Origin of the sequence: Arthrobacter sp. FW306-06-A (genome assembly GCF_021870055.1) — a bacterium.
Taxonomy (GTDB): Bacteria; Actinomycetota; Actinomycetes; order Actinomycetales; family Micrococcaceae; genus Arthrobacter.
Genome location: NZ_CP084552.1, coordinates 775,269 through 802,146, shown reverse-complemented (window position 1 = coordinate 802,146; position 26,878 = coordinate 775,269). Strand labels below are relative to the sequence as shown.

At 65.7% G+C, this 26,878-nt stretch carries 25 protein-coding genes, 1 tRNA gene and 1 riboswitch; of the genes, 10 read left to right on the top strand and 16 right to left on the bottom strand.

The annotated features are described in order from the left end of the window. Positions 1 to 5: 5 nt before the first annotated feature. Together LFT49_RS03955 and LFT49_RS03950 are read left to right on the top strand one after the other, a co-directional pair. A complete protein-coding gene (locus tag LFT49_RS03955) occupies positions 6 to 2,096 on the top strand; it encodes an ArnT family glycosyltransferase (protein ID WP_237429821.1) in 2,091 nt (696 codons plus the stop codon). Positions 2,097 to 2,266: 170 nt separating this feature from the next. Further along, a riboswitch (cyclic di-AMP (ydaO/yuaA leader) is annotated at positions 2,267 to 2,427 on the top strand. Positions 2,428 to 2,432: 5 nt separating this feature from the next. Then, a complete protein-coding gene (locus tag LFT49_RS03950; protein WP_237429820.1) occupies positions 2,433 to 3,161 on the top strand; it encodes a hypothetical protein in 729 nt (242 codons plus the stop codon). Between the two features lie 176 nt (positions 3,162 to 3,337). Here LFT49_RS03950 and LFT49_RS03945 read toward each other — a convergent pair whose 3' ends face one another. Genes LFT49_RS03945 through LFT49_RS03935 form a run of 3 tightly spaced genes read right to left on the bottom strand, consistent with a single transcriptional unit; the run spans position 3,338 to position 5,271 of the window. Then, a complete protein-coding gene (locus LFT49_RS03945; RefSeq protein ID WP_237429819.1) occupies positions 3,338 to 3,754 on the bottom strand; it encodes a glyoxalase superfamily protein in 417 nt (138 codons plus the stop codon). Positions 3,755 to 3,798: 44 nt separating this feature from the next. After that, complete coding sequence (gene upp, locus LFT49_RS03940) at positions 3,799 to 4,434, bottom strand: uracil phosphoribosyltransferase (protein WP_142030188.1); 636 nt, start codon at positions 4,432 to 4,434, stop codon at positions 3,799 to 3,801. Between the two features lie 12 nt (positions 4,435 to 4,446). Beyond that, positions 4,447 to 5,271, bottom strand: coding sequence for a phosphatase PAP2 family protein (locus tag LFT49_RS03935; protein ID WP_236802781.1), 825 nt, complete (start codon positions 5,269 to 5,271; stop codon positions 4,447 to 4,449). A gap of 56 nt (positions 5,272 to 5,327) precedes the next feature. Here LFT49_RS03935 and LFT49_RS03930 point away from each other — a divergent pair, with 56 nt between their 5' ends. Next, positions 5,328 to 5,837, top strand: coding sequence for a nucleoside deaminase (locus LFT49_RS03930; protein ID WP_237429818.1), 510 nt, complete (start codon positions 5,328 to 5,330; stop codon positions 5,835 to 5,837). Positions 5,838 to 5,863: 26 nt separating this feature from the next. Here the strand turns inward: LFT49_RS03930 and LFT49_RS03925 are convergent, their stop codons facing one another. The 4 genes from LFT49_RS03925 to LFT49_RS03910 form a co-directional block, all read right to left on the bottom strand. Next, entirely contained in the window at positions 5,864 to 6,985 is a 1,122-nt protein-coding gene (locus LFT49_RS03925; protein WP_237429817.1) for a glycosyltransferase family 4 protein, read from the bottom strand. A 2-nt stretch (positions 6,986 to 6,987) separates the two neighbouring features. Beyond that, positions 6,988 to 7,383, bottom strand: coding sequence for a 6-pyruvoyl trahydropterin synthase family protein (locus LFT49_RS03920; RefSeq protein ID WP_237429816.1), 396 nt, complete (start codon positions 7,381 to 7,383; stop codon positions 6,988 to 6,990). A 3-nt stretch (positions 7,384 to 7,386) separates the two neighbouring features. After that, positions 7,387 to 8,427 (bottom strand): zinc-dependent alcohol dehydrogenase, encoded by a 1,041-nt coding sequence (locus LFT49_RS03915; RefSeq protein WP_237429815.1) that lies wholly within the window; start codon positions 8,425 to 8,427, stop codon positions 7,387 to 7,389. A 226-nt stretch (positions 8,428 to 8,653) separates the two neighbouring features. Next, positions 8,654 to 10,258 carry an HNH endonuclease signature motif containing protein gene (locus tag LFT49_RS03910; protein ID WP_237429814.1) on the bottom strand — a complete coding sequence of 535 codons (1,605 nt, stop codon included), beginning with the start codon at positions 10,256 to 10,258 and terminating at the stop codon, positions 8,654 to 8,656. A 184-nt stretch (positions 10,259 to 10,442) separates the two neighbouring features. Here LFT49_RS03910 and LFT49_RS03905 point away from each other — a divergent pair. Next, positions 10,443 to 10,532 (top strand) — tRNA-Ser (locus LFT49_RS03905). Between the two features lie 140 nt (positions 10,533 to 10,672). Beyond that, positions 10,673 to 11,356 carry a hypothetical protein gene (locus tag LFT49_RS03900; protein ID WP_237429813.1) on the top strand — a complete coding sequence of 228 codons (684 nt, stop codon included), beginning with the start codon at positions 10,673 to 10,675 and terminating at the stop codon, positions 11,354 to 11,356. Positions 11,357 to 11,382: 26 nt separating this feature from the next. Here the strand turns inward: LFT49_RS03900 and LFT49_RS03895 are convergent, their stop codons facing one another. After that, positions 11,383 to 12,435 (bottom strand): alpha/beta fold hydrolase, encoded by a 1,053-nt coding sequence (locus LFT49_RS03895; RefSeq protein ID WP_237429812.1) that lies wholly within the window; start codon positions 12,433 to 12,435, stop codon positions 11,383 to 11,385. Positions 12,436 to 12,633: 198 nt separating this feature from the next. Between LFT49_RS03895 and LFT49_RS03890 the strand changes: the two genes are divergently transcribed. From LFT49_RS03890 to LFT49_RS03875, 4 genes are all read left to right on the top strand, one after another. After that, on the top strand, positions 12,634 to 13,197 hold the full coding sequence (locus LFT49_RS03890) for a hypothetical protein (protein WP_237429811.1): 564 nt from the start codon (positions 12,634 to 12,636) through the stop codon (positions 13,195 to 13,197). 102 nt (positions 13,198 to 13,299) lie between these two features. Then, positions 13,300 to 14,178 (top strand): CPBP family intramembrane glutamic endopeptidase, encoded by an 879-nt coding sequence (locus LFT49_RS03885; RefSeq protein WP_237429810.1) that lies wholly within the window; start codon positions 13,300 to 13,302, stop codon positions 14,176 to 14,178. Further along, positions 14,175 to 15,032 (top strand): alpha/beta fold hydrolase, encoded by an 858-nt coding sequence (locus tag LFT49_RS03880; RefSeq protein WP_237429809.1) that lies wholly within the window; start codon positions 14,175 to 14,177, stop codon positions 15,030 to 15,032. Before LFT49_RS03885 ends, LFT49_RS03880 begins: the two co-directional genes overlap by 4 nt. A 145-nt stretch (positions 15,033 to 15,177) precedes the next feature. Then, positions 15,178 to 15,561 carry a DUF7793 family protein gene (locus LFT49_RS03875; protein ID WP_237429808.1) on the top strand — a complete coding sequence of 128 codons (384 nt, stop codon included), beginning with the start codon at positions 15,178 to 15,180 and terminating at the stop codon, positions 15,559 to 15,561. Between the two features lie 12 nt (positions 15,562 to 15,573). Here the strand turns inward: LFT49_RS03875 and LFT49_RS03870 are convergent, their stop codons facing one another. After that, positions 15,574 to 16,323: a hypothetical protein gene (locus tag LFT49_RS03870; protein WP_237429807.1), complete on the bottom strand. Its 750-nt coding sequence runs from the start codon at positions 16,321 to 16,323 to the stop codon at positions 15,574 to 15,576. A gap of 207 nt (positions 16,324 to 16,530) precedes the next feature. Here LFT49_RS03870 and LFT49_RS03865 point away from each other — a divergent pair, with 207 nt between their 5' ends. Next, positions 16,531 to 17,412, top strand: a complete 882-nt coding sequence (locus LFT49_RS03865; RefSeq protein WP_237429806.1) for a Rho termination factor N-terminal domain-containing protein — start codon at positions 16,531 to 16,533, stop codon at positions 17,410 to 17,412. A gap of 80 nt (positions 17,413 to 17,492) precedes the next feature. On the opposite strand, the gene LFT49_RS03860 is transcribed toward LFT49_RS03865, so the two are convergent. From LFT49_RS03860 to LFT49_RS03830, 7 genes are all read right to left on the bottom strand, one after another. Beyond that, entirely contained in the window at positions 17,493 to 19,748 is a 2,256-nt protein-coding gene (locus LFT49_RS03860; protein ID WP_237430468.1) for a gluconokinase, GntK/IdnK-type, read from the bottom strand. Positions 19,749 to 19,862: 114 nt separating this feature from the next. Beyond that, positions 19,863 to 21,092, bottom strand: coding sequence for a D-mannonate dehydratase ManD (manD, locus tag LFT49_RS03855; protein ID WP_237429805.1), 1,230 nt, complete (start codon positions 21,090 to 21,092; stop codon positions 19,863 to 19,865). Between the two features lie 39 nt (positions 21,093 to 21,131). Then, positions 21,132 to 22,499, bottom strand: a complete 1,368-nt coding sequence (locus tag LFT49_RS03850; RefSeq protein ID WP_237429804.1) for a mannitol dehydrogenase family protein — start codon at positions 22,497 to 22,499, stop codon at positions 21,132 to 21,134. A 56-nt stretch (positions 22,500 to 22,555) separates the two neighbouring features. Then, a complete protein-coding gene (gene uxaC / locus LFT49_RS03845) occupies positions 22,556 to 23,959 on the bottom strand; it encodes a glucuronate isomerase (RefSeq protein ID WP_237429803.1) in 1,404 nt (467 codons plus the stop codon). A 2-nt stretch (positions 23,960 to 23,961) separates the two neighbouring features. Continuing rightward, positions 23,962 to 24,867: a sugar phosphate isomerase/epimerase family protein gene (locus tag LFT49_RS03840; RefSeq protein ID WP_236821209.1), complete on the bottom strand. Its 906-nt coding sequence runs from the start codon at positions 24,865 to 24,867 to the stop codon at positions 23,962 to 23,964. A gap of 4 nt (positions 24,868 to 24,871) precedes the next feature. Then, positions 24,872 to 26,032, bottom strand: coding sequence for a Gfo/Idh/MocA family protein (locus LFT49_RS03835; RefSeq protein WP_237429802.1), 1,161 nt, complete (start codon positions 26,030 to 26,032; stop codon positions 24,872 to 24,874). Further along, a complete protein-coding gene (locus LFT49_RS03830) occupies positions 26,029 to 26,877 on the bottom strand; it encodes a sugar phosphate isomerase/epimerase family protein (RefSeq protein WP_237429801.1) in 849 nt (282 codons plus the stop codon). The genes LFT49_RS03835 and LFT49_RS03830 overlap by 4 nt, the downstream gene beginning before the upstream one ends. Position 26,878 lies beyond the last annotated feature (1 nt).

Below are 26,878 nucleotides of genomic sequence, written 5' to 3'. Positions count from 1 at the left end.
ACAGCATGCCTGTAACCACCGCAGCCCGCCCCCGGAGGAATCCACTGGGGCGGGAGCGATTCACCCTCCGGGGCCGGCCGGGCACGCGGGACCATGCGGCCTTCCGCGGAGACCGTGCGGCCTTCCACCGGAGGCTGGAACTGGCAGCTGTACTGGCTGGCACGGCCGTGCTGTACCTGTGGAACCTCGGTGCGTCGGGCTGGGCCAACGCGTTCTATTCCGCCGCAGCCCAGGCCGGATCGCAGGACTGGGCAGCCTGGTTCTTCGGCTCCTCCGATGCCGCGAATGCCATCACCGTGGACAAGCCGCCGGCCTCCCTGTGGATCATGGGGCTGTCGGTCCGGATCTTTGGCCTGAGCTCGTGGAGCATCCTGGTTCCCCAGGCTCTGATGGGGGTCGGCTCGGCGTGGCTGGTCTATCTGGCCGTGCGGCGGGCCGCAACGCCGGCCACCGCTGACGTCCGGCTTGGGCACCGGGCAGGGCTGCTGGCAGCGGCGGTCCTTGCCCTCACCCCGGTTGCCACCCTGATGTTCCGGTTCAACAACCCGGACGCCCTGCTGGTGCTGCTAATGACAGCAGCCGCCTACGGGTTCCTCCGCGCGGTCCAGGAGGACCGGCCTCGGTGGCTCCTGCTGGCCGGGGTATTCCTGGGCTTTGGGTTTCTCGCCAAGCAGCTTCAGGTCCTGCTGGTGGTTCCCGGGTTCGCCCTCGCCTACATGGTGGCAGCTCCGGGCGGCACCCGGCGGCGGTTGATCCGTCTGGCAGCAGCGGGAGCAGCGATGGTGGTTTCTGCCGGCTGGTGGCTGCTGGCCGTCGAGCTGACGCCGGCGAACATGCGGCCCTACATTGGCGGATCCCAGAACAACTCCATCCTGGAGCTGACGTTGGGCTACAACGGCCTGGGCCGGCTCACGGGCGACGAAACGGGCAGTGTGGGCGGCGGCAACGGCTGGGGCGTTCCGGGCCTGTTCCGGATGTTCAACAGCGAGTTCGGCGGCCAGATCGCATGGCTGCTGCCGTCCGCACTCATCCTTGCGGCGGGGCTGCTGTGGGTGGGGCGGCGGGCACCGCGAACAGATGTTGTCCGCGCTTCCGTCATCATCTGGGGCTCGTGGATCCTGGTAACGGGCCTGGTGTTCAGCTTCATGGCCGGCATCATCCACCCCTACTACGCGGTGGCACTGGCACCGGGAATCGCCGGAATGGCAGGGCTGGGCAGCGTTCTCCTGTGGCAGCGCCGCAGGCAAGCGGCTGCCCGCATCTTCCTCGCTTCAGCAGTGGCCGTGGCATCGCTTACGGCCTTCTACCTGCTGGGAACCACGTCCGCCTACGGCCCTTGGCTGCGCTGGCTGGTGCTCGGCGGAAGTTTGGCAGCCGCAGCAGGCATTGGGCTGGGCAAGTTCCTGCGCTTGGCTTCCATGCAGCGGACGACGGCGGCCCTCGCCATCGCTGCGTCGCTCGCCGGTCCGCTGGCCTACTCCGTCACCACCGCGGCTACGGCACACAGCGGGGCGATCGTCAGTGCGGGGCCAGCCTCGGGCTTAGGCGCCGGCGGCCGCGGACCGGGAGGCTTCAGTTCGACCGGCCGGAGCCCTTCGGGCCGCGGTACCGGACAGGGCGTCACGGGCCAGGGTCCCACGGGGCAGGGCTTCCAGCAGCAGGGTTCCCAGCAGCAGGCCGCCCCGGCCGGAACAAACCCTGGCGGCGCTAACTTCGGGGGCAGGCCCGGCGGCGGACTCGGTGGCCTCCTCGGCGCACCTACTCCATCAGCGGATCTTGTGGCCGCGCTCAAAGACGGTGCAACCAATTACACCTGGGCAGCAGCGGTAGTGGGCTCCAACAATGCCGCCGGGTACCAGCTCGCCACGGAACTGCCGGTGATGGCCGTGGGCGGCTTCAACGGCACCGACCCCTCCCCCACCCTGGCGCAGTTCCAAGACCTCGTCGCGCAGGGAAAAATCCACTACTTCATTGCCGGCGGGGCCATGCCGTCCAGCTCCGGTTCGGATGCCGCCGGCCGGATCGCCGAGTGGGTTTCGCAGAACTTCAGTGCGCAGAGCATCGGCGGCGCCACTATCTACCTCCTGGCACGGTAACAACACGGTCTGGTGTCCTGAACGTAACGATTGAACCGCAGGCCAGAAGCAAACCGGCGCGCTGAAGGCCGTGACTTCCGTTACCTAAATGTGACTTTGCTTCGCTTTTCCTGTACCGTCGATTGGGTGCGGCTCCCGTTCGGGCCGCATATCCCGGGTTGACGCCAAGCTCTGCCGCTTCCCCGGATTCCGATTGAGCAACGGCAGAGGCGGGGGACCCACCGTCCCGGGCGATGAACGCCCTTGGGGTTAAGCACGCACGTGATCTTTCCGTGCGGCCGGATGCCCTCATCCGAACCCGACAGCTAACTCCGCAGGTGTGAGAGGCGATCAATCATGTCCAAAAACACGGCAGAAGCATGCCTGCATGCCAAGGGTAAACATCTGGCACAGCAGGGACCGGCCAAGAAACCAGCAAAGAAGACCAGCCTGGGCGTGCGTGCCGGGATCCTTGCGGCATCCTGCGCGGTGCTCGTGGGGGTAGGCGCGGCAGGCCAGGCAACCAGCAGCATGACCCCGGTGTCATCCACCGAATCAAACTCTTCCACGGCAGCGGCCGATGCCCAAATGAGCATCGAGAAGAGCGAAATCCGCTCCAACCCGGCAGTGTCCGTTCCGGCGGCAATCAGCGTAGCCCCCCAGGCAGCGGAACCAGCCCCCGCGCCTGCACCGGCGGCCCCCGCAGCGGAAGCCCCGGCACCTGCCCCGGCTCCGGCACCCGCTCCTGCACCTGCGCCGGCACCCGTCGTCGCGGTGAATGATCCCGCCGGTGCCCAGGCTTATGCTGCCGGCCAGCTGGCAACCTTTGGCTGGGGACCTGACCAGATGCAGTGCCTGCAGACGCTGTGGACCAAGGAGTCCGACTGGACCACCACGGCCACGAATCCCAGCAGCGGCGCCTACGGCATCGTCCAGTCCCTGCCTGCAGAGAAGATGGCCAGCGCCGGCGCCGACTACCTGACCAACTACCGCACGCAGATCAACTGGGGCCTGGATTACATCAAGAAGAGCTACCAGTCTCCGTGCGGTGCGCTGAACTTCCACCTGGCGCACAACTGGTACTAGGCACCTCTCCCTGGCATAGCGCCGCAAAGGGAAACCTCAGCTGAACCTCCCGGCTCCAAGGACAGCCGACGGCGTGTCCCGCCACCCGCCGTCGTACGCCTTGGCCACGGGGTAACGCCGGGGATTCCAGCGACAGACCGCGGGCCGCATCATCACGATGCGGCCCGCAGCCTGCTTTAAGCGTTGCTGGGCATACTGCCGGCCTGAGCTGCATCCTGCCCGGCATTCCGCCAAGGGATGTACTGGACGGCCCACTTATTGCCGTCCGGGTCGGCGAAGTACACGAAGTGGCCCCAAGGCAGCACTTCGATGTCACTGACGTCCACACCATTGTTCTTCAGGTGGTCATGCGCCTTTTGGATGTCGTCGACCACCATCTGGAGGGTGGTTCCCGTGCCGGGAGGGGCGTCCAAAAGCCCCTCGCCCATGCAGATGGAGCAGGCAGAGCCGGGCGGCGTCAGCTGTACAAAGCGAACGTGGTCCGACGGCCGCTCGTCGTAGTCCGCGTTGAAGCCCACCTTGTTGACATAGAAGTCCTTGGCGCGGTCAACGTCGGATACAGGGACAAAGACAAGTTCGAGTTTCCAGTCCATCCGCACAGGCTAGCGGCGGGACACCGATTGAAAAAGGGTAAAAACTACCCTGCGATGCCGTAGAGCCGGTCGCCGGCGTCGCCCAGGCCGGGAACGATGTAGGACTTCTCGTTGAGCTTCTCGTCGATGGAGGCCAGGACGATGTGCACGTTCGCGCCCGAGAGTTCCTCTTCCAGCCGGGCCAGGCCTTCAGGGGCAGCCAGCAGGCAGATGCAGGTGACGTCGGAAGCGCCCCGCTTGAACAGGAACTTGATGGCCTCACGCAGGGTGCCGCCGGTGGCCAGCATGGGGTCCAGCACGAAGACCTGGCGGCCCGTCAGGTCCTCCGGAAGGCGCTCGGCATAGGTGATGATGTCCAGCGTTTCCTCGTCCCGGGCCATACCCAGGAAGCCCACCTCCGCCGTGGGGACCAGCTTGGTCATGCCCTCCAGCATTCCCAGGCCGGCACGAAGAATGGGAACCACCAGCGGTGTGGGCTTGGTGAATGCCGTGCCGATGGTGGTGCTGACTGGCGTCTGGATGGTGACGGGCTCCGTGCGGACCTCCCGCGTGGCCTCGTAAGCCAGCAGGGTCACCAGCTCTTCCGTCAGCTGGCGGAATACCGGCGACGGCGTGTTCTTGTCCCGCAGGACGGTGAGCTTGTGGGCGACCAGGGGGTGGTCAACAACGAGAGTGCGCATCCCCCAAAACTATCATCCGGCGGTGTCCTTGCCTCGGCTGCCGGACGCGCCCTGCTTGCCGGCATCGCCGCCGTCGTGCACGGATTCGAGGACGACGTCCCGCACCACGGGACGATCGAACGTGGGGGCCGGACCCGCATGCTGCTTGCGCCTCAACAGGTGGAACAACCGATGCGCCAGGATCACGATGGCCACCCAGGCCAGCCCCAGCGTCCAGCCGGCCATGACGTCGGTCAACCAGTGGTGGCCCAGGAATACCCTGCTCAGCCCCATGGCAATGATGAAAATCACGCCGGCCGTGATTGCCGTGACCCTGACCCAGAGTTGGTGGAACTGCAGGCAAAGAACGTACAGGAGGACGCTGATGACCACGGTGGTGTTGAGAGTATGGCCGCTGGGGAACGACGGCGAATCCTCGTAAGGCGGGACCGCATCGGCGTGGTCCGGCCGGGTCCTGCCCACAAGTTTCTTGCCGAACGTGGTGGCGAGGATGGAGACGGTTGCCGCGCCGCCCACCAGGAGGAGTGGGCGCCAGGTCCGGCTCAGGAACGTCAGCCACGCGGTAAGGATGCTGGCGAGGATGGGCATACCGATGCCGCCGCCGATGTTGGTGAAGCCGGTGGCAAAGGCATCAAGGCCCGGGTTTCGCAGCGACTCAGCGTACTGGAGGGCCGGAACATCGAGGTTTGCGAGCCCGTCCTTGCCCACTACGTCGTCGTAGACCTCGGCGCCGGCCAGGGCCATGATGACAACCACGGTCCCGCCGATGATCAGGGTCAGCCAAAGGGCGGCGTAGGGCTTGAACCATCTGTCCATCCGCTCGTGGACTCTGCTCATCATGCCTCCCAGGAAAAGTACGCAAGCTTAGTATCTCTCGAAACTATCATTGAGCCATGCCGTTGCCCGAAAAGAAACACAACGCCTGGATGGGCCTTGCCCTGGTTGAGGCCCGGCGGGCCCTCGCCACGGAGGACGTGCCCATCGGCGCCGTGGTAATAGGGCCCGACGGCGATCTGCTGGGTTCCGGCCGGAACCAACGGGAGGCCTTGGGCGACCCCACGGCCCATGCCGAGGTGGTGGCCATCAGGGAGGCGGCCGGACGGCTACAGGAACGGGCACGGCTCCACGGCGGCAGCGACGACGGCTGGCGGCTGTCCGACTGCACGCTGGTGGTCACCTTGGAACCGTGCGCCATGTGTGCCGGCGCCATCGTGCTGGCGCGGATTCCCCGGGTGGTGTTCGGAGCGTGGGACGAGAAGGCCGGGGCCGCCGGGTCGGTGTTCGATATCCTCCGCGAACGCCGCCTCAACCATTGGGTCGAGGTGTACCCCGGGGTCCGCGAGGAAGAGTGCGCACAGCTGCTGCGGGAGTTTTTCGCCGGGCACCGGAGCAACAGCCTCTAACCCCGTTGGTTCAGTCGGGGCCCGCTTCAGTCCTGGCCCGGACCTTCAGTCTCAGCCGGTTCCTGCTGCCCCGCGCCCGACAGCAGGGCCAGCATCCCCTGGGCGGTACTGCTCCAGTCCGGCAGCCTGGTCCGCGCTTTCAGCGCTGCTGCCCGCCAGCTTTCCCGGGTTTGTTCGTCCGTCAGCCAGCGACGCAGGACCTCCGCCAAGCGACCCGGACTCTCACTTGCCCCGGCCGGAAGTGGCAGCGCTGCCCCCGGAAGGCGCGGCCCGCCGTCGTCCGCTTTCATCCCGGCGATGCCAAGCGCTTCCACTGCCCCCGTCCCCTCGCGGACAAGTACCGGGATTCCGTGCGCAAGGGACTCGGTGACCGCCATTCCGAACGCTTCGATCCGGGAAACGAGCAGGGTCAGGTCGGTGCGCGCCCATTCGGCTTCGAGGGCCCTACCCGTGAGCTCACCCTCCAGCCGCACCCGTTCCTGCAGCCCGTTGGCAGTGATGGCAGCCTGGACCTCCCGCGCGTAGTCCGGGTCGGCCTGGTCGGACCCCACGAACGACGCAGTCCACTCAAGGTCCTTGAGCCGGGCCAGCGCCTCGACTGTCAGCACCTGGTCTTTGTTGGGCAGCAGGGCTGCGACGACCGCCAGGTGCGGAGGCGTGGAACCGTCAGCCTGGGGTGCGAGGTCCACTCCAGGCAGGACCACTTGGGCCTGGCGGAGTCCCCGCGTGGTAAGCACGGACGCCGCAGAAGCGCTGCTGCAGACCACTCCTGTTGCTGCACGCAGGGCCCTGACTTCGCGTTCGAGCGCTGCGGACCCCGAACTTTCCGGAACGGGCATATGCACCAGGACCCATGTTTCCCGCCCCGCCTTTGCCGCGAATTCCAGTTCGTCCGGGGCACCAACGGCCACCAACCCGTCTACGATAACCACGGCATTCCCCGGAGCCTTGTCAGATTCCCACGCCCCGAGCAGGGTACCCAGACGGCGTCGTTCGTCGGCGCCGGCATCCGGCCAGCCGCCATCGACGCTGATGACGTCCACCGCGGCACCGAGCGCTTGCAGGCCGGCAACCAGATGCGCGTTGTAGACGTTTCCGCCTGAGCTGTGGCGTATGTTGCCGGGGACCAGCAGCCGGATGGGGCGCACGGCTACGCGGTGAGGTCCAGGGAATAAGACGCCCACGCGTCCGGATTCTCGCGCAGGGTGACGTCAATTGCCGCCAGTTCCCGGCCGTCGTCGCTGTCCTTGATTTGGGCGGCGACCTGCTGGGCGATGTATTCGGCGAGCGCCTCCGTGGTGGTGAGCTTGCCTTCGAAGTCCGGGTGCTCGTCCAGGTTTTGGTAGTTCAGCCCGGCCAGCACGTCCTCGATGATGGTGCCGGCGGCACCGATGTCCAGGACGATCGCGTCGGCGTTAAGCACGCGACGGCGGAAGGTCACCTCCGCAACGAAGGTTGCCCCGTGCAGGCCCTGTGCGGGGCCGAACACTTCACGGGGAAGGCTGTGGGCGACCATGAAGTGGCGGCGGACGGTCAGGCTGAACATGGGTTACCTCAAGTTTCCGTTGTTGTCAGTGGCTGGACTGGGGGCGGAGCTGCTTCCGGGGTACTCGACGACGTGGCACAGGGCTTGCAGGGTGCCATCCGCCAGGTTCTGAACCACGTCCGGCAGGTCCTCGAAGCGGCATGATCCGGTCAGGAACGCGTCGAAGACCGGATCCTTGAGCAGCGATACGGCGAGGTCAAGCCGGTCCGCGTTGGTGCGGCGGTGACGGCGGGCACGTGCCACCATGCCCACCTGGCTGGCACGGATAGATAGGCGCCTCGCGTGGAAATCCTCCCCCAGCGGTACGGTGACCTCCCGGTTGGCGTACCAGGACATTTCGATGACGTCGCCTTCATCGCCGGCGAGCTGGAGGCTGCGTTCCAGGCCCTCCTGGGAGGCCGAGCAGTGGAAAACGATGTCGCAGTCGGCCAGGGCGTCATCCGGCTGCGCGAAGTCCACACCCAGCGTCTCCGCGAGCTGCCTCCTGCCCGGATCAAGGTCCACGAGCTGCAGGCGCTGCAGCGGGAAGGTGCGCAGCAGCGTAGCCACCATGCCGCCCACCAGGCCGGCGCCGACGACCGCGACCCGGTCCCCCAGGCGCGGCCCGGCTTCCCACAGGGCATTGACAGCTGTTTCGACTGTGCCGGTGAGGACCGCCCTGCGCGAGGGGACCTCGTCAGGGATCCGGGTTAGGGATTCCACGGGAACCACGTAGCGGTCCTGGTGCGGGTTCAGGCAGAAGACGCGCTGGCCCTTCCACCCCTCGGGCCCCTCCTCCACGACTCCGACGGAGAGGTAGCCGAACTTCACCGGGCCGGGGAACTCGCCCTCCTGGTGCGGGGCGCGCATTTCCTCTGCGACCCGCGGCGGAACGGCCCCTGCGTGAACCACCATTTCCGTGCCCTTGCTGATGCCCGAGTAAAGGGCACGGACCAGTGCTTCACCCGGTCCGGGGGCGGCAACTTCTTCCGCCCTGAGTTCGCCGTGATCTTTGGCAGTGGTCCAGTATGCGGTTGCGTGGATGGGAGTTTCTGAATTCGTCATCTTGCTGATGAATCTATCCGGACCCGTGGCGAGGGGGAAAGTCCGACGGCGGATGTCGGGTTTCGTTGCGGCTTGCCGGGACACGTCGGACAGCATCCCGGGCGGTGAAAGGCATGGCTTCGTGGCGGGGCTTAGTGACGCAGTTTCATTTCAGGGTTACCAATCCGCGGGCAAGCCAACGGTGATTTTCCCCGGCACCAGGCAGACAGCTAGGGAGAGGCCGCAGCTAGGCGGAGGGCGGATGGAGGATACCGTCAAGGCATGCTTCCCCCAGGGAGAAGCCCCCGACCACCAAGTCCCTGCAACCTGAGATTGCCCTTTGCGCCGGATTCAGTTGCGGCACCAGCTGCCTGGGCCGTTTGGGTGGTTCCCAGTCCTGGTGTTCGCTTGGGTAGTGGCGGCCGGTGGGTGAGGTCCAGCCAGGTGGTGCGTTCTTGGTGGCCGCGGTGGGTTTCCAACCGGTGGTGTGCCGGAGCTTGTGGTGTTTCGGGCAGGGCTGTCCCAGGTTGCTGATCCCGGTGGTGCCACCCTCGGCCCAGGCGAGGATGTGGTCGGCATCGTTGTCCAGGGAATTGTTGCTGCAGCCCGGGAACGGGCACTTACCGTCCCGCATCCTCAGCCAGGCCCGCATCGCCCCGGTCACCCGGTAACTCTTCCGGCCAATTTCCAGCGGCGCCCCGTCCCGCGGATCCACCAACACCCGGTAAAACGACCCCGCACCGTTCGCGACCAGGTCCCGTGCCATCGAGCGCGGGATGGGCCCGTACCCGTCGAGCATGGCCGGTTCATCGGTCAACCCCATCAGGGAGAACACCGGGACCGTGACCAGGACCTGGGCCCGGATCGGCGAAGACACGTCTTCCCGTCCAGCCCTGCCATTGACACCGGCGCTGTCACGGGCACCGGTATCGCCGTCACCACCATCAGCTTCGTCAATCGCATCCGTGACACTGGCGCCACTGCCGCTGATACTGCTCCTATTACGGCCCCTGCCACTGCCACTGCCACTGCCACTGCCACTGCCACTGCCGAGGATCGCATCAGCGAACTTGTCCGCCCGCAACTGGGACATGGTCCGGGACTCCGCGGGCCCCTGCAGTGACCGGGACATTGCGGTGAGCCGGTTCCACCCGGCCAACGCCTGATCCGCCGGCAAACACGCGGACAGCCACGCCATCCCGTCCTGGTCCGGCCGGAACTCCACCCGCCGATCCGCCACCCCCTTGGCATGGCGCACTTCGATGCTCTCGGCGTGGTGGCGTTCCCGCCAGGTCCGGGCCTTGGCCCTGAACCGGTGCGCCGGCATCTCCCCGGCAGGGCACCCCCGAGCAGCATCCGGGGCGTCCGGGTCCAAAAAGTGCGCTTCCAACGCCGCCGACCCCGCAGTATCAAGACTCGCGACCTCATCAGCCATCACCACCGCGTGCTGCCACGACAACGTCCCGGCCTGCAGCCCCGCAAGGGTCCGCGGCAACGAGGAAACAACGGCGTGCGAAGTCGCCAGAAACGACGACGCCGCCCGCGGCCCCAGCGCCAGTACACACCCGACCTCCGCAGCGACCGCCATCTCCTGCGCCTGCACCGACACATCCGGCCCCGCAACGACAGAGGCGCTCTCCGCGTACTTCACCGCAGCCTTCGCCTTCAAACCAGCGAACCCGGCCTCGACCTCACGGGCCCCGGCAAGAATGTCCAAGCAACCATCCGCCAAGCCCGCCAACGGATCAACCACCGAAAACGGGTCCGAACCGCACCCGTCAACCTCAGTGTTCAGCGCAGCAAGGGCAGCCCGGATGTCCGCATAAGCCTTGACCACTGCTGCAGTTCCCATGAATCAATCATCGCGGCAGGGTCTGACATTCACGCGAAGTGGCATGTGACCGCAATGTTCCGGGCCGGCATTGCAGTTATCTGCCACCTCGCAGATGCATCGGCAGAATCCAGCCCCTGCTCCAAGCCCGCGCTATACGTGCGTTTTGGGGATGCAGGCCTTACTCCGGTACCCTATTGAGGTTGGTGACGTGTCCGAGCGGCCGAAGGTGCAACACTCGAAATGTTGTTTGGTGTAAAAGCCAACGTGGGTTCAAATCCCACCGTCACCGCCAGGTAGAAAGGCCCTGCTTCCCTCTTGAAAAAGAGGGAAGCAGGGCCTTTTGCTTTGCCAAAAGGAGTCAGTGGGAGTGCCTCCGACGGCGGGGACCTACGGCACTTATGAACTCTGAACCTTGACACTACTTTTGATGCCGTGGCGGAGGCAGTGGAAGGACAAGTGCGCGGCTCTGACCGCGAGGTGCAGGGCCGCCCGCTTGGGCTGGGCCAGTGGTCGGCGTGGGCCGTTTTCGCGTTTGATGTGGTGTATCTGGCCCTGGTAGGGGCAAGTGGGGCATTCTCGGGCGCGCCCCGGGATCCGTTCTGGGCGGCAGCTGAAGCAGTGACAGTCATTGGGGCGCCCATCCACGTGGTACTTTTCGCCGTCATTTTCCAGCTCACCCCCGCACCGGCCAGGGTTTTCGGTGTCCTGGCCTTTGGCTTCATGCTCTCCACGGCAGCGGTAACCTCGACCGTGCACCTGATCGAATTGTTGGTGGCCCGCCGGGTGGCCCCCGTCGGCGATCCGGCCCTCGGCTATATCTATGACTTCACCCAACCGTCACTGTTCTTTGCCGCCGACGTCACAGCCTGGCACTTCCTCTTCGGCCTCTCACTGCTGTTCGCGGCGGTGGCATTCACCGGCCCTGGCAGCCCCCTGTACGTACGGGCCGCCTTCCTGATGGCTGGCCTTCTCTGCCTGCTGGGGTTGACCGGCCCTGCTTTCGGTAATCCATACCTCCGCTTGATAGGTGTCTTTGGCTACGGCGCAGTCTTTCCCATCCTCTGCCTGCTGCTGGGCGTCCACTTCAGGTCGGCTCGAAAGAAGATCTTCCGCTGAGGAGCGGCCTGCTGTTCCGTCCGGACCTATTCCGTCCGGGCCAAACCTTCCAAAGGAAGATCCTGCAGAAATCCCAGTATTGCGTGGTTCACAACCGCCTGGGCCTCCATGGCAATCATGTGCCCGACCCCTGGAACCAGATGTGTCTGCGCACCGGGAATGAAGTTCCGCGCCTGCGAGACCGCGATCCGGGGATCGAACGCGGACTCCCGGTCGCCCACCATCAGCAGGACCGGCACCTGGATGGAACTGAGCTCCTTGGTAGTGAAAGGCCTGGGAAAGACACTCACCCGGGGATCTGCGGGCTTGAAGTAGCGGCCACCGAGGATGAACTGCTTTGCGAACCTCTCATCGAACCGGTATCCGGGTGCCATCATCCGCAGCGCAAGGCCTCCTGGCGGACCCCACGGAAGGTAAGGACCAACCTTGAGGAAAGCCAGAATGCTGCGCGAGTAGGGGGCGAGAGAGCCGAAGGGTGCGAGGAGCACCGTCTTGTCGACCCGCTCGGGCCTGTCGATGGTGAAGGCAAGTGCGGCCCAGCCCCCAAATGACCACCCAACCAAAGACGGCCGCTCCAACCCGAGCCCATCAAGGACGGACGACAGCCACTGCACGCAGTCCTTCCGGCCCCGAAGCAGCTTACTTTGGTGTGACTTCCCGGCTTCGCCGACGATGTCGACGGCGAAGACCCGGCACCGGGCGCTGAGTGGTCCCACGTTCGCCAACCACCCCGTGGAGCTCGTCCCGGTGGCGTGGAGGAGGACAAGGGGAGGCGCCTCGGTGTCACCGCTCACCAGGACGTGGGTACTTCCGAAGAGTGTCTCGACGGCGATCTCCTCGTAGGCGGCCGGCCATTCTTCCAGTACGTCCTGGTAGGCCCGCAGGTACTGCTGCTCTCCTTCAGTACTCCGAAACCCGGAAAGACGGCCCTTCCTGCGAGTGGCTGCCCACGTGCCATACCCCGCAACTGCCGATAGGGCCGCAATGCCGCCAGCCGTGCCCCAGCCCCTTACCGAACTCCGTGGAGACTGCCGATTCCTCGGAGACTCGCTGTTGGCACGGGTTCGCGGCATCTCCATTGTTGTCACCTCCTTGCCTCAGCCTCCTGCCGCTTGAGTACGGCGGCCTAGGGCCTGAAGTCCCGGCACCTCCCACCCTTCGTTGTGGGCCCACTGAAACAAGGGAAGCGGTGCCGTTTGCATCAATCTGGAGGAGCAGTGTTTACTTTGCACCGCTCCCCTGCCCACGATAAAAATGTGGGAACCAAGGGCAGGTGGATGGGGCGTGTATCCAGCCTGTCCCTGTTGATTGCAGCAGGTGCGGCAGCGGGCTGTTCCTACCAATACGACGAGTCTCCGCAGGCACCTACAACGGAACCGGCACGCGAAACAAGCTCCCCAGTGCCCTCCGTTGATCCCCTGGTGCTGGAGCGCGAGGTCAAAAATTACCGTGAGGTGGACCGACTCCTCAAGGCGGTGCCGGGTCCGGTCCTCCTTTTTGAGGAGGGTCCCCTTGATGGCCCGGTCAGGGGCTTTGGCACGACGGCGGAAGTCCCGGCAGCCGGGCAGTTCACCGTTACAGCCGCTTGTGCCGGCGCTTCCGGTGCCACGGTCGCCGTCGGGCAGGAGCATCCCGGCGCTCGCTTCCAGCCCGTCGAGCTGACGCTGGATTGCCGTGGAGACACCACGCAAGTCTTGGAGCTGCAGCAGGGGTACGTTTTCGCCCACCTGGTGTTGCCGGCACCCGGCGATACCCCCTGGACAGGAGCCGTCGGCGGAGTACGCGTGACAGGCCGGGTACCTATGCCCAGCCCTGCACAGTCCCCTGAAAATTCCCCCTGACGAAAGGCCCTGGTATCGCTGGCCCCGCCCGAGCAGGCTGGGGTTGAAGGATCATTAGCCGCCAGATCCAAAACGGGTGTCGGCCAAGGCAGGAGGTCTGTGATGACCGCACAGCCACAGCATGGATTGCCGCTGGTACCTGGCGCTGCCGGGAAAGGGTTCACCTCGTTGGTCCGCCGGCACCCTGTATCCACCTATTACGCCCTAACCTTTGTCTTGTCTTGGGGCGGGATGGCAGCGGTCATTGGCTTCGCACCGGTCCCAATGGCTGTTGGACTTACGCTGGCGCCCCTGGGACCCGCCGCCGCATCCGTCATCCTCACCAGCCTCCTGGACGGAAAGGCGGGGCTTCGGGACATGGGCAGCCGCCTCCGCCGGTGGAGGGTGGGTGCCCGCTGGTATGCGCTGGCGCTCCTCACCGCTCCGCTGGTCATGGCTGCGACGGCCGTGGCAGTGGCCGTCGTCTTTCCCGGTTACTACGGCGGCGTGCCGACGTCGGGCGAGCTGGTGACCATCATTTTGGCCGGGATTGCGGTGGGGTTGATAGTCGGCATGCTGGAAGAGGTGGGCTGGACTGGCTTCGCGCTGCCCCGCCTGCGCCGGCGGCACGGTGTTGTGTCCACGGCCTTGATCATGGCCGCCTTTTGGGGTGCCTGGCACTACCCCATGTTCGCCAACAGCACTGATCCTTCAGGGGCCATACCTGCCGCCCTTATCGTTGCCGTGTTCCTCTTTGCCTGGCTGCCCGGTTACCGGATGCTGATGGTTTGGCTTTACGACCGGACCGGGAGCCTCCTCCTGGCGGTGCTGATGCACGCGCCCCTCGCCGCGGGCGCCTTCATCAACTCCTTCATGGCGGCCTCCGGAAACGCGTCAGGAATTGCCATCCTGGCTCCGGCCCTCAGCTGGGGTGCGGCCTTTTGGGTGATTGCCGCCGTCGCCCTTCTCACCGAACGCCGGCGCGCACGGGTGTCGACGTGACGGCCCAACTTCCGCGGGTGCCGGCCGGGGAGGCAATCCTGTCGGCAGCGCGGCGTTTCGTCGCTTCCCACGGCCGGAAACTCAGGGCCGGTGAGGTGGAATGGCGCTATGTAAGGCTGGGCGAAGGACCGCCCGTGCTCTGGCTCACCGGCGGCCTGCGCCGGGCTGGGCTGGGATATGACTTCCTTGGGCGCCTTGCGCGCAGCCACACGGTGGTGGCGCCGGATTACCCCCACGTGAAGCGGTTTGCCGATTTCGACGACGGCGTCTCGGCCATCCTGCGCGCGGAAGGGATTGCGCGCTGCAACGTGGCGGGCCAATCCTACGGCGGTTTGCTCGCCCAGGCGTTCCTTGCTTCCCATCCCGAACGGATCGGCCGGCTGGTGCTGTCCAGCAGCGGACCGGCCGACTACGGCCTGCTCTGGGTACCGGCCCTGACAGTGGCAACTTTCGCAGCGCGGGTGCTGCCCAAGCGCTGGTCGGCTTCCCTGCTGCTCGCCGGCCTTACCGGCCTGTTCCCGGCCGGGTCGGATCCCGACGGCGACTGGGCGGCGGTCCTTCGCCACACTGTCCGGCACGACCTCACCCGGGCGGACATTGTGTCGCATTTCGCGGTCGCAGCTGACGTGGCCAGGAGGCAACTGGTGCGTCGGGAACGGTTTCAGCAGTGGCACGGAGACGCTGTGGTGCTGCGGGCGGAGAATGACCGCACCCAGGCCACCCGCGACATCCCCCGGCTCCAAAGGCTGCTGGGCAGGCCAGTGCAGACGATTTCGATGGGCCTCGCCGGTCACACCGCGGCGCTGCTGGAACCAGAGGCCTGTGTGCAGTGGCTGGAAAAGGCGCTGGGCTGACATCCGGCGAACCACCGTCACGTAGACCGCCACCCGGAGTTGGGATACCTACCCCTGGACCTTTTGTCCTACCTGTCCGGCAGAATGGGGTTTCAATTAGTCAAGCGTCTGGAATACAAGCCCGCCTACGAGAACCAGGACAGGAATGAACGAATTCTTCACTGCCTCTTGCGACGGGGACATGCTGCGGTTGCAGTGGGTCCCGGATGTCCACATCACTTACCAGATGGCGGTGCACGCAGCCCGGGTTCTGGAGGGCTTAAGCGGTGGCCGCACTTTGCCTCTCCTGGTTGATCTCGCTGGTGTTGCCGGGTTAACGCCGGAGGCCAGGGCCGGCATGAACGCTTACCGCGGATTCTCCGCCGCGGCCCTCATCGGGGATGGGGCAATGGGCAAAGTCGTGGCCGCATTTTCGCAGCGGTCCCTGACCCCCACGGCATATTTCACCAAAGAACCCGAAGCCCTGAAGTGGTTGTCTGAACACGGCCGGGTCAGTGCCGTGCGGGAAGCCCGGCAAACGGAAAGCTGATCGTCACCAGGATCACGACGCCCCCGACGACGTCTCGCGGTTGTGGGCGTCCCCCTCGGCGCGCTTCTTGATGCCCAGCAGCATGGCACGGTCCATGACGAGGTAACCAGGGCGGAGGAGGAAGTCCATGACCCGAAGCGCGGGCGGCCGGCCAGGGCCCGAGCGCGTCCGCAGCAGCAACCTGGTTCCCCTGGCACCGGAACCGTGGAGGACGAACTGCCACGTGCCGGTGACCGTTCCGGGAGGGGCGCCAGGGCTTGAATCGAGCACCAGGTAGCGCGCGCTCTCCAACTCCACCACGCGTGGCCCTATCCTTCCTCCCGGATAGCCTTCCGGCGTGAAGGCAATGATGTCGCCAACCTTCAGGTCCTGCCACTCAGGGTGGATGCGGTCAGCATTGGTAACGCCCAGATGGAGCAATCCGTTCTCCACCCAGGTATAGGAATACAAGCCAGCGCGGTCCACGCCCATTTGCACCAACCATGGCCAGACCTCGTCCGGAGGGGCGGAGATCGTTACTGCCATGGTCTGTACTTCGTCGGGATCCGGAATCAGGCCGTCGCCCGGAAGGGGCATGGTCCTTTCCAGCTTGGTCGCGCCCCAGGCCCCCAGCACACGCGGCAGGACCGCGTGCGTGAAAATCCCGGCCGCGGCCGCTCCGCCTAGAAAACCCGACTTTCGCCAGCGGAACCCAGTTTGAGCCCGGTGCCCGCGCACGGACGGCCCCATGAATGCCAGGAAACCCGACAACGCGTTTCCCATGCCAAACCTCCTTGTCACCGGAATGCATGGAGCCTACAAACAGTGATTGGGCCGCCCCCAGAGTCCAAAGGCCCCGCCGGTAAGTGCAGTGCCTGTGTGGCGCGTCGGGCGCCGATGCTTGACGCCGACATCCGGCACACGCTAGAAAGTAAGCAGCCTTATTATTTGTCGATTCTGCAAAAGAGTTCTGCAAAAGGAGGACCTGACATGAGTGACAAGCCCGGTAACCAGACACCGAACACGCCCGATGTGAGCGAGACGGAACTGCGCAGCATGAAGGTGGATGAGCTCCGCAAGCAGGCCAGGGAAGAACACATCGCCGGCGGTTCGGACATGCGCAAGGAAGAGCTGGTGAAAGAGGTCGCCAAGGCCCGGCAGGAAGACCACGACGGCGGGCGGAAGGAAGCTTCCCGGTCCGGCTCAGGGAATTCCGGGCGGTCCAGCAGTGGCAAGGAAGGCAGCGGCAAGGAAGGCCATGACGAGCCCGGCAACCAGACCCCCAACACCCCCGACGTGAGCGAAACCGAGCTGCGCAGCATGAAGGTGGATGAACTCCGTAAGGAGGCCCGGGAAGACCACATCCCCGGCGCCTCCGGCATGCGCAAGGAAGAGTTGGTCAAAGAGGTGGCCAAGGCCCGGCAGGACGGTGCCAGCGGCGGAGGCAGCCGGAATGAGGACGCCGGCGGAGACTCCGACGACCTGGGCGCCGGCCCCGACGGCGGCAAGGTCCGTTACGGCGATGACTCCTCCAAGTCGCTGAAGTATTCGCAGGAAATCACCTCCACGGAGGAGGAGCCCGAGCGCGAAGGCCGCAGCCTGGCAACCACGCACCATGAAGTCATCAGGCAGTGGGCCGAAGAACGCGGCGGTGTCCCTGCCACAGTCGAGGGCACCGAGCATGGCGACCACCTGGGTGTCCTGCGCATTGATTTCCGGGATCGGGACGCCAACCTTCGCGAAGTCAGCTGGGAGGAATGGTTCAAGACGTTTGACGACCGGCGGCTGAACTTCATCTACCAGGAAGAGCGGACGGACGGGAACCAGTCCAACTTCTTCCGGCTGGAGAACCCGGAGCGTGAAGACGCCTAAGGGCAACCGCACCACGTGGAGCGGATCATGCAGGAGGCGCCATCGCTGTTGCGGTGGCGCCTCCTGCATGTCCAACAGTCCTAGAGCCGTGTATCAAACGACCCGCAGAACACGTTCTCGTTGAATGTTCCCTGGAACTCCGATTTGCCTTGGATCTTCTCTACGGCGGCCCGGATTGCTTCCCGTGTTCCCGCGTGGGCGTGGATGGCGGTCCTGACCATGGGCACGTCGATCAGGTGGTTCGGCTGGTTCAGGGACACAAACACTGTGGGCACTTCCGTGACGTACCAGGGGATCTCGGCCGCCATGGGAGACGACCATTTGATCCGGATGGCAGCCTCCTGCGCGAAGCCTTTCACGTTGGCGAAGACAAAGGCGGCGTCGTACTTTTCCGCGTAGTCGCCGGTGGCCTCCTCTGCCAGGACCCGCATAAAGTTCATCCCGGCCTCCCCGGCCGCTTCGCGCTGCTCAGCCGTCCGGAACAGGTGCACCTGGAACCCGGCAGCTTCCAGTTCCTCCTTCACCACCTCGAGATAGGCCAGCGGATCGGCCCTGGTAAAGTCTGCCCCGCCGGAGATGCCGTACAAGCGGATCCGGGGATGCGTCGCAGGCGTGATGGGCAGGTTACCGGCCGTGTCCTTGACCAGCGTCACCGTCTTGTCTGCAATCTCAGCGGCCACGGCACGGTGCCCAGCAGACCCAATAACGGCAAGCGCCTCGGCAGGCGGAACCAGCTCATCAGCAGATTTCCGGTGCAGCCCCAGCGACGCCTTCAATCCCAGGATCCGTCGCAGCGCATCATGCAGCCGCTGCTCGGTGATGATCCCGGACTTGTAGCCGTCCATCATGTACTGGAAGTCCTCGGCGGGGTTCCGGAAGAACAGGAACATATCACAGCCCGCCGCGATGGTGGCAGGCACCAGGTCCTTGCGCCTCATGGCCTGGGTCAGCCCAACCATTTGCGAAGCATCGGTGAGCACCAGGCCGTTGAACCCGAGTTCCCCGCGCAGCAGGTCCTGCAGGAGTTCCGGGGACAACGTGGCCGGCCGGATTTCGGCGTCGGACAGGCCGGGCCGAAAATGCCGGGATACCTCCGGCGCCCCGATGTGGCCGGCCATGATGGACTGCACGCCATGCGCGATCATCTCCCGGTACACGTGTCCGTACGTCCGGTTCCACTCGTCATAGCCAAGGGTGTTGTAGGACGTCACCACGTGCTGGTCCCGCTCATCCACACCGTCTCCCGGGAAGTGCTTCATGGCGCATGCCGTGGGTGATTCGCTGATGCCGTCGAAGTACTCCTTGGCCCGCTCCACCACAACTTCCGGCGTGTTGCCGAAGGAGCGCGTGGAAATGACCGTGTTCCGCCAGTTGTAGTGAATGTCCACGATCGGTGCGAAGGCCCAGTTGCAGCCCAGGGCCGCCGTCTCCACCCCGGCCACCTGCCCCATCTGCCGGGCAATGTTCTTGTCCGGATGCGAGCCCGCCTGCAGATGCGTGGATACGAACGTTCCGTCGTCGCAGCTGCCGGCCCCGCCCATCTCCGGGTTGGACGCAACCAGCAACGGAATCGGGGACTTGGACTGCGCGTAGCGGATGTGTTCCTGCACCGCAGCGGACGGAGCCGGACGGTAACGCATGCCGCCCACGTGGTAGTTCTCCAGCACCCCGTCAAGGTACTCGGGTGAGTAGTCGTTGTTGTGGTTGATGAACAACTGCCCGATCTTCTCCTCGAGCGTCATCGCACCAATGGTGCCCTCCACCCAGGCGACCGCGTCGTCGTCGAGATTGAACGGGGTGGCGGCCAGGTCGACGTCGAACTGCCGCGGCCGGCTGCCCTGTGCCCCCGTGGCGGAAGGTACGACGGCGGCAATTCCCTTGAGTGCCCCGGCCACGACTTCCGGGACGGGCGCGGCGATGTCCACCACCACGCCGCGCTCGTCCTCCTGCAGTGGTTCGAGGGTGGCGAGCTGGGAGTCCAGCAGCGCGGGTGGCATGAAGTGCCCGGCCCTGCCGCCCACACGCTGGGCGAGGACCTCCTTGCTGCCGTTCAGGTGCAGGAAGATGGTGTCCGGAGCCTGTTCCCGGATGGCGTCCCGGTAGGTTCGCCGCAGCGCGGAACAGGCCAGGACCAGCCCGCTGTCCCCGGCGGCAGCCAGCTCGCGGCCCACGATCGCCAGCCAGGGCCAGCGGTCCTCGTCGGTCAGCGGATGGCCCGCCGCCATCTTGGCCACGTTCTCCACGGGGTGCAGGGAGTCGCCGTCGAGGAACGGCACGCCGAGTTCGCGGGCCACGAGGCCGCCAACCGTTGTCTTGCCGCAGCCGGAGACCCCCATGACCACAACGCGGGGTTTGGCAGGGGCGGGATTGTTGTTGTTCACCGAAATTTTCCTTCTCACCCGTGTGGGCAGTTTTCAGCCGTGGGCATTCTTACCGTCCGCGGGCCGGTTTCACCAGTCGTGGACGGTGCCGTCGACGAGGCGGTTGTAGGGCAGGTAGGCCTGCTGGTACGGGTAAGCGGCGGCGGCTTCTTCGTTGAATTCCACGCCGATGCCCGGCTTGTCGCCCGGGTGCAGGTACCCGTCCACGAACGTCATGGACTGCTCGAACACCTCGTTGGTCTTCACCGAATGCTGCATGTACTCCTGGATCCCGTAGTTGTGGATCGCCAACCCCACATGCAGCTGCGCCGCGAACCCCACCGGGGAAATATCCGTCGGCCCATGGAAACCGGACTTGATCTGGTACTGCGCCGCGAAATCCATCACCTTCTTCAACGGCGAAATACCGCCAAAGTGCGTGGACGCCGCCCGCACATAATCAATCAACTGCTCCTTGATCAGCGTCTGGTAATCCCACACCGTATTAAAGATCTCCCCGATCGCCAGCGGCGTCGTGGTGTGCTGACGCACCAGGCGCAGCCCCTCCTGGTTCTCCGCCGGCGTGCAGTCCTCCAACCAGAACAAGTCATAGGGCTCCAGGGCCTTGCCCAGCTTCGCCGCCTGGATCGGCGTCATCCGGTGATGCCCATCATGCAACAACGGGATCTCCGGACCGAACTCATTCCGCACCGCCTCAAACACCGAAGGCAGATGCCGCAAATACGCCCTGGTGTCCCAGTCCTCCTCCACCGGGAACGCACCCCGGCCCGCCGGCTCATAGTCATACCGCTCCCCCGACGCCTGGGCCTGCGCAGCGACCCCGTAAACGGCTTTGATCCCCGGCACCGCCGTCTGGATGCGGATCGACTTATACCCCAGCTCCAAATGCTCGCGCACCGAATCAAACAACGACTCAATATCGGCCCCCGACGCATGCCCATACGCCCGCAACCCGCTCCGGGAAGCACCACCAAGCAACTGGTACACCGGCATCCCCGCCAGCTTGCCCTTGATATCCCACAACGCCATATCCACCGCAGCGATCGCCGCCATCGTCACCGGACCCCGCCGCCAATACGCACTCCGGTACAGGAACTGCCACGTATCCTCAATCCGGTGCGGATCCTTCCCAATCAACAACTGCGCAACGTGCTCCTTCAGGTACGCGGCAACAGCCAGCTCACGACCGTTCAGCGTCGCGTCACCAATACCGGTCACACCATCCTCGGTGGTGATCCGGAGCGTGACGAAGTTCCGTGAGGGACTGGTAACAAACACATCAGCGGCAATGATTTTCATGGGATCTAACTGTTCCTTCCGGAAGTGAAAAAGCAGGGTCTAAAGAGGTGACGGAGTGGCTGTCTTGGCTGCGATGGATCCGCACAGCCCGTGCACCAGGGAAACAATGTCGGAATCATCCGCGATCTCGGCACTCACCAGGCGGAGAAGGGCCTGGACCCTCCCGTAGCCCTCAAGGGCGTTGGCCGCGTGGATGTCCTCAGCCAGCGGGTCCTGGAAGTCCTGGGTGGCAGCTACGTAGTCAATCCATGCGGCAAGCATCAGGGCAGCCCCGCTGCCGGTCCGGCCGCTGGCCCGCTCCGCCGTGAGGACGGGCACGGCACGCATCCGCAGCTTAGTGGTGGCGTCGGCCGCTATCTGGGCAAGCCGGTGGGCGATCCGGGCATTTCCAAACCGCTCCAGCAGCGCCTTCCGGTACGCAGGGATGTCCAGCCCGGCCGCCTGCAGGTGGTGTGCGGCCTCGTCCCAGAAGTCCTCCACGGCCTTCCGGCAGGCGGGATCAGCAAGGGCGTCGGCCACGGTGGCGTGCCCGCGCAGCTGCCCGGCGTACGCCAGGATGGAGTGCGAACCGTTGAGTAGCCACAGCTTGCGGTTCTCATAGGGCTCAATGTCGGCAACAACGACGGCGCCGGCGTCCTCCCAGCGCGGACGTCCAGCCGGGAAATCCCCGCTGAGCACCCAGTTCCGGAACGGTTCGGCCACCACGGGCGCGCTGTCGGTGTAGCCGCACTGTTCGGCGACTTCAGCGATGTCCGCCTCGGTGGTCCGCGGGGTGATCCGGTCCACCGAGGTGCTGACGAAGCTGACATTCGCCCCGATCCATTCGGCCAGCCCGGAACCCCATCCGGATGCCAGTCCCAGGACGGCGCGGCGGGCAACCTCCCCGTTGGCGGACAGGTTGTCGCAGCTGACGACGGCGATCGGTCCCGCCCCGCTGTCCCGGCGCCTGGCGAGGGCCAGCACCAGGCGTCCCAAGGGTGTGCCGGGCACTCCCGCTTCCCCGGACGCCGCCGCCGACAGCGCGCGGAGGTCATCCGCCACACCGGGAGCGCCGCCGTCGAACGTTCCATCTGCGGCAAGCCCGTACGCGGCCTCGGTGATAGTCAGCGTGACCACCGCCGTCTCCTCCGCCGCGACAAGCTCGCAAAGCCGGGCGATGTTGGCTCCGTCCACCGCTTCCACGATGCTGCCGATCACTTCGAAACTGTCCCCGTCTGCCGAGCGTTCCACCAGCGTGTAAAGGCAGTCCTGGGCCGACAGCGCTTCTGCGGCGGCCGGGCGCCGGCCGGTAAACGCCGCGATCCCCCACTCAGCGGCGTCAGGGGTGTGCTGTGTGTACCAGGCCTGGTGGGAGCGGTGGAATGCCCCCAGGCCAAGGTGCACGATGCGCACCGGAGGTTGGGGCATGGGCTTCAAGCTGCGGTCCAGGACAGGAAGTGAGCCCGGTGCAGGCGGGGCGGCGTTCACAGCTTGAACACCCGCCGTGGTGAAGCGTCGATGATGTCCACGACGAGTTCGTGTGCCCGTTCCTCGGTGATTCGATGTTCGGCCACCAGCCGGGCCAGGAACGATGCCTCGATCCGCCGGGCCGTGTCATGGCGGGCGGGGATGGAGCAGAACGCCCTGGTGTCGTCGATGAAGCCCGAGGACCGGGAGAACCCTGCCGTCTCCGTGACCGCCGAACGGAAGCGGAGCATGGCGTCCGGTGCGTCCAGGAACCACCACGGAGCGCCAAGGTAAACCGAAGGGTAGAACCCGGCCAACGGAGCCAGTTCGCGTGAAAAAACCGTCTCATCGAGGGTGAACAGGACCAAGTGGAAGTCCTTCGCCGTCCCGAAATCCTGCAGCAGCGGGCGCACGGCCTCGGTGTAGTTCACGGCAACCGGTATGTCGTGGCCGGTGTCCGCGCCGAAGGCCTCGAACGTGGGCGTGTGGTGGTTGCGGAACGAACCCGGGTGGATGGTCATGACCAGACCGTCCTCCACCGACATCCGCGCCATCTGGTAGATCATGTGCGCCTCGAAGGCGTCCCGGTCCGCAGCACTCGCCTGGCCCGTCCGGCCGCACTCGAAAAGCCGCTCCGCTTCGCCGTCGTCCAGTTTCAGCGTGGCGGGCGTGAAGACGCCGTGGTCCGCGGACACCGCGCCGCGCTCCACGAAGTGGCGCCGGCGAGCCTCGAGGGCCTTGATGTAGCCGGCGTAGCCCGAGGCGCCGTCCCCGGCAGCTCCGATGAGGCGCTCCACGTTGTCCTGCCAGGCCGGGTGCGCCATGTTCAGGTACTGGTCCGGCCGGAACGTGGGCAGCACGCGGGCGGCGAACGAAGGGTCCGCCTGCAGCGCGGCATGGCTGTCAAGCGAGTCAAGGGGGTCATCGGTGGTGGCGAGCACCTCGATGTTGAATTCCTTGAACAGCTCCCGCGGCCGGAAACCCGGCTCGGAGAGTTTGGCCTGGAGTGCATCGTAAAGCCGGTCGGCGTTGTCCTTGGACGGCTCCTCCGCCAGGCCAAAGACGTGGGCAAACTCCTGCCGGATCCAGTAGCCGGACGCCGTTCCTTCAAAGTTGGGCCACGCCTCGCAGAAGTGGCGCCAGACCTCCCGTGAATCAGCAGGCTGATTGCCGAGCCCCAACTGGTCCATAGGCACCCCGCCGGCGTGGATCAGCCTGGTGACGTAATGGTCCGGGGTGACCAGGAGCGCGGCGGGATCGGGAAAGGGCGTGTTCTGCTCGATGACTGCCGCATCCACATGCCCATGCGGGGAGATGATGGGCAGCCCTTCCACTTTCTTGAAGAGCGACCGCGCGATGTCCCGGACCCCGGGATCGGCCGGCAGCAGCCGGTCCGGGTGGTCCGCTATTGGCTGTGCCATGGTCAACGCCTTCCTGCCGCGACGGAGAGCCCTGCCAGGGCCGCCGTGGAACGCAGGTAATCGAGGTTGTCCGCGGTCCGTTCGGCCAGCGGGAGTTCGGTGGAGAAGTCCTCCACAGTCACCCACCCGTCATAGCCAAAGGCCGCGAGCGCCTTGAAGTACTGGAGGACACTGCCCTGCCCTGACCGGAGCGGAGCCCACTCGTTGCGGTAGACAGCCGCGCCGGACTCGTCGATTTCTCCGCTGTTGACCCACAGCGCGTTCTTGACGTGGACGTGCGCCAGGTAGTCGCCCAGGAGTTCGAAGGCGGGGAGGTAGTCCTCCTGGCCTTCGATAAGCAGGTTGCCCAGGTCATGGATGACGCCCACGTGCTGCGGATCCAGTCCGTCCAGCAGCCGCAGGGCGGAGGATGCCGAAGCGGTGATGGTCCGGTGGTGGAGTTCCACCAGCGCCTTCACTCCATGGTGTGCTGCCCGCTCGGCGATCCATTCAAAGTCACGCCGGGCTGCCGCGAAGAGCTCCGGGTAGGGCGTGCCGCTGGCCGGTTCGTTGCCCCAGGCTGCCGTCCCGAGCGGAAGCGTGGTGACACGAACCTTTTCCGCGCCCAGCTTGGCCGTGGCTGCCAGCATCCGGTCCACGTCAGCGTGGTTGTCACACCGGGCGTACCCTCCGATGCCGGAGAACTCCAGGCCGGCCCCGCTGGTGAGGGTGGCGAGCCGGTCCAGGTGGTCCTCCATGCCGGTGAGCGGGATGGTGGCCCTGTTGCCGGCCCAGAAGCCTGGCGCATCTGCTTCTGCCTGGTCGGTGATGCGCCATTCGACGCCGTCCCAGCCCTGGTCGGCGAGGTGCTTCACTGCCTCTTCGGGAGCCCATTCGGGGGTTGATGCCGTAAATACTGAAAACTTCATGGTGTCAGGCGCTTTCTGCCGCACTGCCGGTGCGGACTTCAATGTCGTTGTACTTGCCTGCAAGGACGTCGTCGAAGAGGACGGGCTGGCCGAGGGTGGCCGAAACGTAGACGGAGCGCACGGCCGCGAGCGCGTTGACCGCGTCACTGACGGTGACGCCCGGCTGCCGGCCGCCGGCGATGGCGGCAAGAATGTCCCGGTACTGGCGGACGTGCCCGGCGGGGTACGTGGTGGGGTCCGCGGCTTTGTAGTCCTCCACCGGGTACTTGGCCAGTTCCTGTTCGGCCTGGTTGCCGCCGCCCTGGAGGCCCATGTCCGCGGACTCGCCGCCGGCGTCCTTGCTGTGGAAGTACTGCAGCCGGTCGTTGTCCACCACGGCAGATCCTTCTGATCCCATGAGCTGGACGCGGACAGTCAGCCCGGGGTAGGCGGCCGTGGTGGCGTGCAGGACTGCCAGTCCGCCGTTTTCGAAGGTGACGGTGGCTACGGCGGTGTCCTCCACTTCGATCCGTTCATGGGCCAGCAGGGCGGTGTGCGCGTGGATCTCCACGGGGCGCCCCATGAACCAGAGGAGCAGGTCAACGGTGTGCACGCCCTGGTTCATCAACGCACCGCCGCCGTCCATGGCCCACGTGCCGCGCCAGTCGCCGGAGTCGTAGTAGCCCTGGCTGCGCCACCATGCCACCGATGCGATGGCTGAGGTGAGCCGGCCGAAACGTCCCTTGGCGATAGCGTCCGCCACAGCCACGCTTGACTGGTCGAACCGGTGCTGGCTGATGACCGAGGCAACGACTCCCTTTTCCGCGGCTTCCTTTGCGGCGGCCTCGATTTCCTGGGCCCGGGTGAGGTCCACGTCGAGGGGCTTTTCGATCACCACGTGCTTGCCGGCGGCCAGGACCTCCAGGCCCTGCTGGATGTGAAGGCCGCTGGGCGTTGCCAATGCGACAAGGTCAATGTCCTGCGCAGCAAAGGCCTCCGCCTGCGAGGTGTACAGCGCGGGCCGTTCCCCGCCCTGCTTCTCGATGAAATCGGCAAGCGCTTCGGCTGCCGCCGGAATGGCGTCGACGAGGGCGACGATCCGGGCCTCCGGGAAGGACTGGAGGGCTACGGCGTGGGTGCGGCCGATGACGCCGCATCCAGTAATGGCTACGTTCAAGGTGCTCATGCGGTCTGGACTCCTGCTTCTGCGGTGACTTTTGCGAAGGCGCGGGCTGCGATGCCGAAGGCGGTGGGGCCGGAGAACCCGCCCAGCCCATGGGCGCCCGCAAGGTGCGGCTCAAGGGAGGCGAAGCCCTGGTACCCGTCGGCTTTGAGTGCTTCCACGGTCCTGAGCAGGTCACCGTCTCCCTCGCCAGCCGGCGTGACGTGGCCGTTCTCGAACAGTGCATCCTTGACCTGCAGGTATTCCAGGTACGGGCGCAGTTTCGTGTATGCCTCGTCGAAGGGCTTGACCCCCACCTGGACGAAGTTTGCCGCGTCCCAGGCAACCTTCAGGGCGGGCGAGTTGACGGTCTCGATGATGTCCAGGACCCGGTCCGGAACATCCCCGAAGATGTCCTTCTCGTTCTCGTGCAGGAGGATCACACCCGCTTCCTCCGCCACATCGGCGAGGGCCCGCATGCGCTCCATGACAGCGTCGCGGATGCTTTCCACCTGCACGGACTCGCCGTAGTAGAAGGAGAAGATGCGGATGTACCTGGCGTCCAGGACCTTGGCCGCATTCACGGCCCGGCGCAGCCGCTCCACTTCGTGCTCCACCGGGAGGCTGACGTCCACCTTGCCAATCGGGGAAGCGATGGCCGAAACCTTCATGCCCTTCTCCGACAGCAGGGACGCGAGGGCCTGGAGCTGATCGTCGCTGAGGTCCACGATGTTGGTGCCCCACGCGCTGCGGACCTCGATGTGGTTGGCGCCGAGGGCCTGCAGCACTGCGATCTGGACTGCGGGGTCGTCGTCGATCTCGTCGCCGAAGCCTGACAGCTGCCAGGTGACCTGGGTGGTCGAAACCATG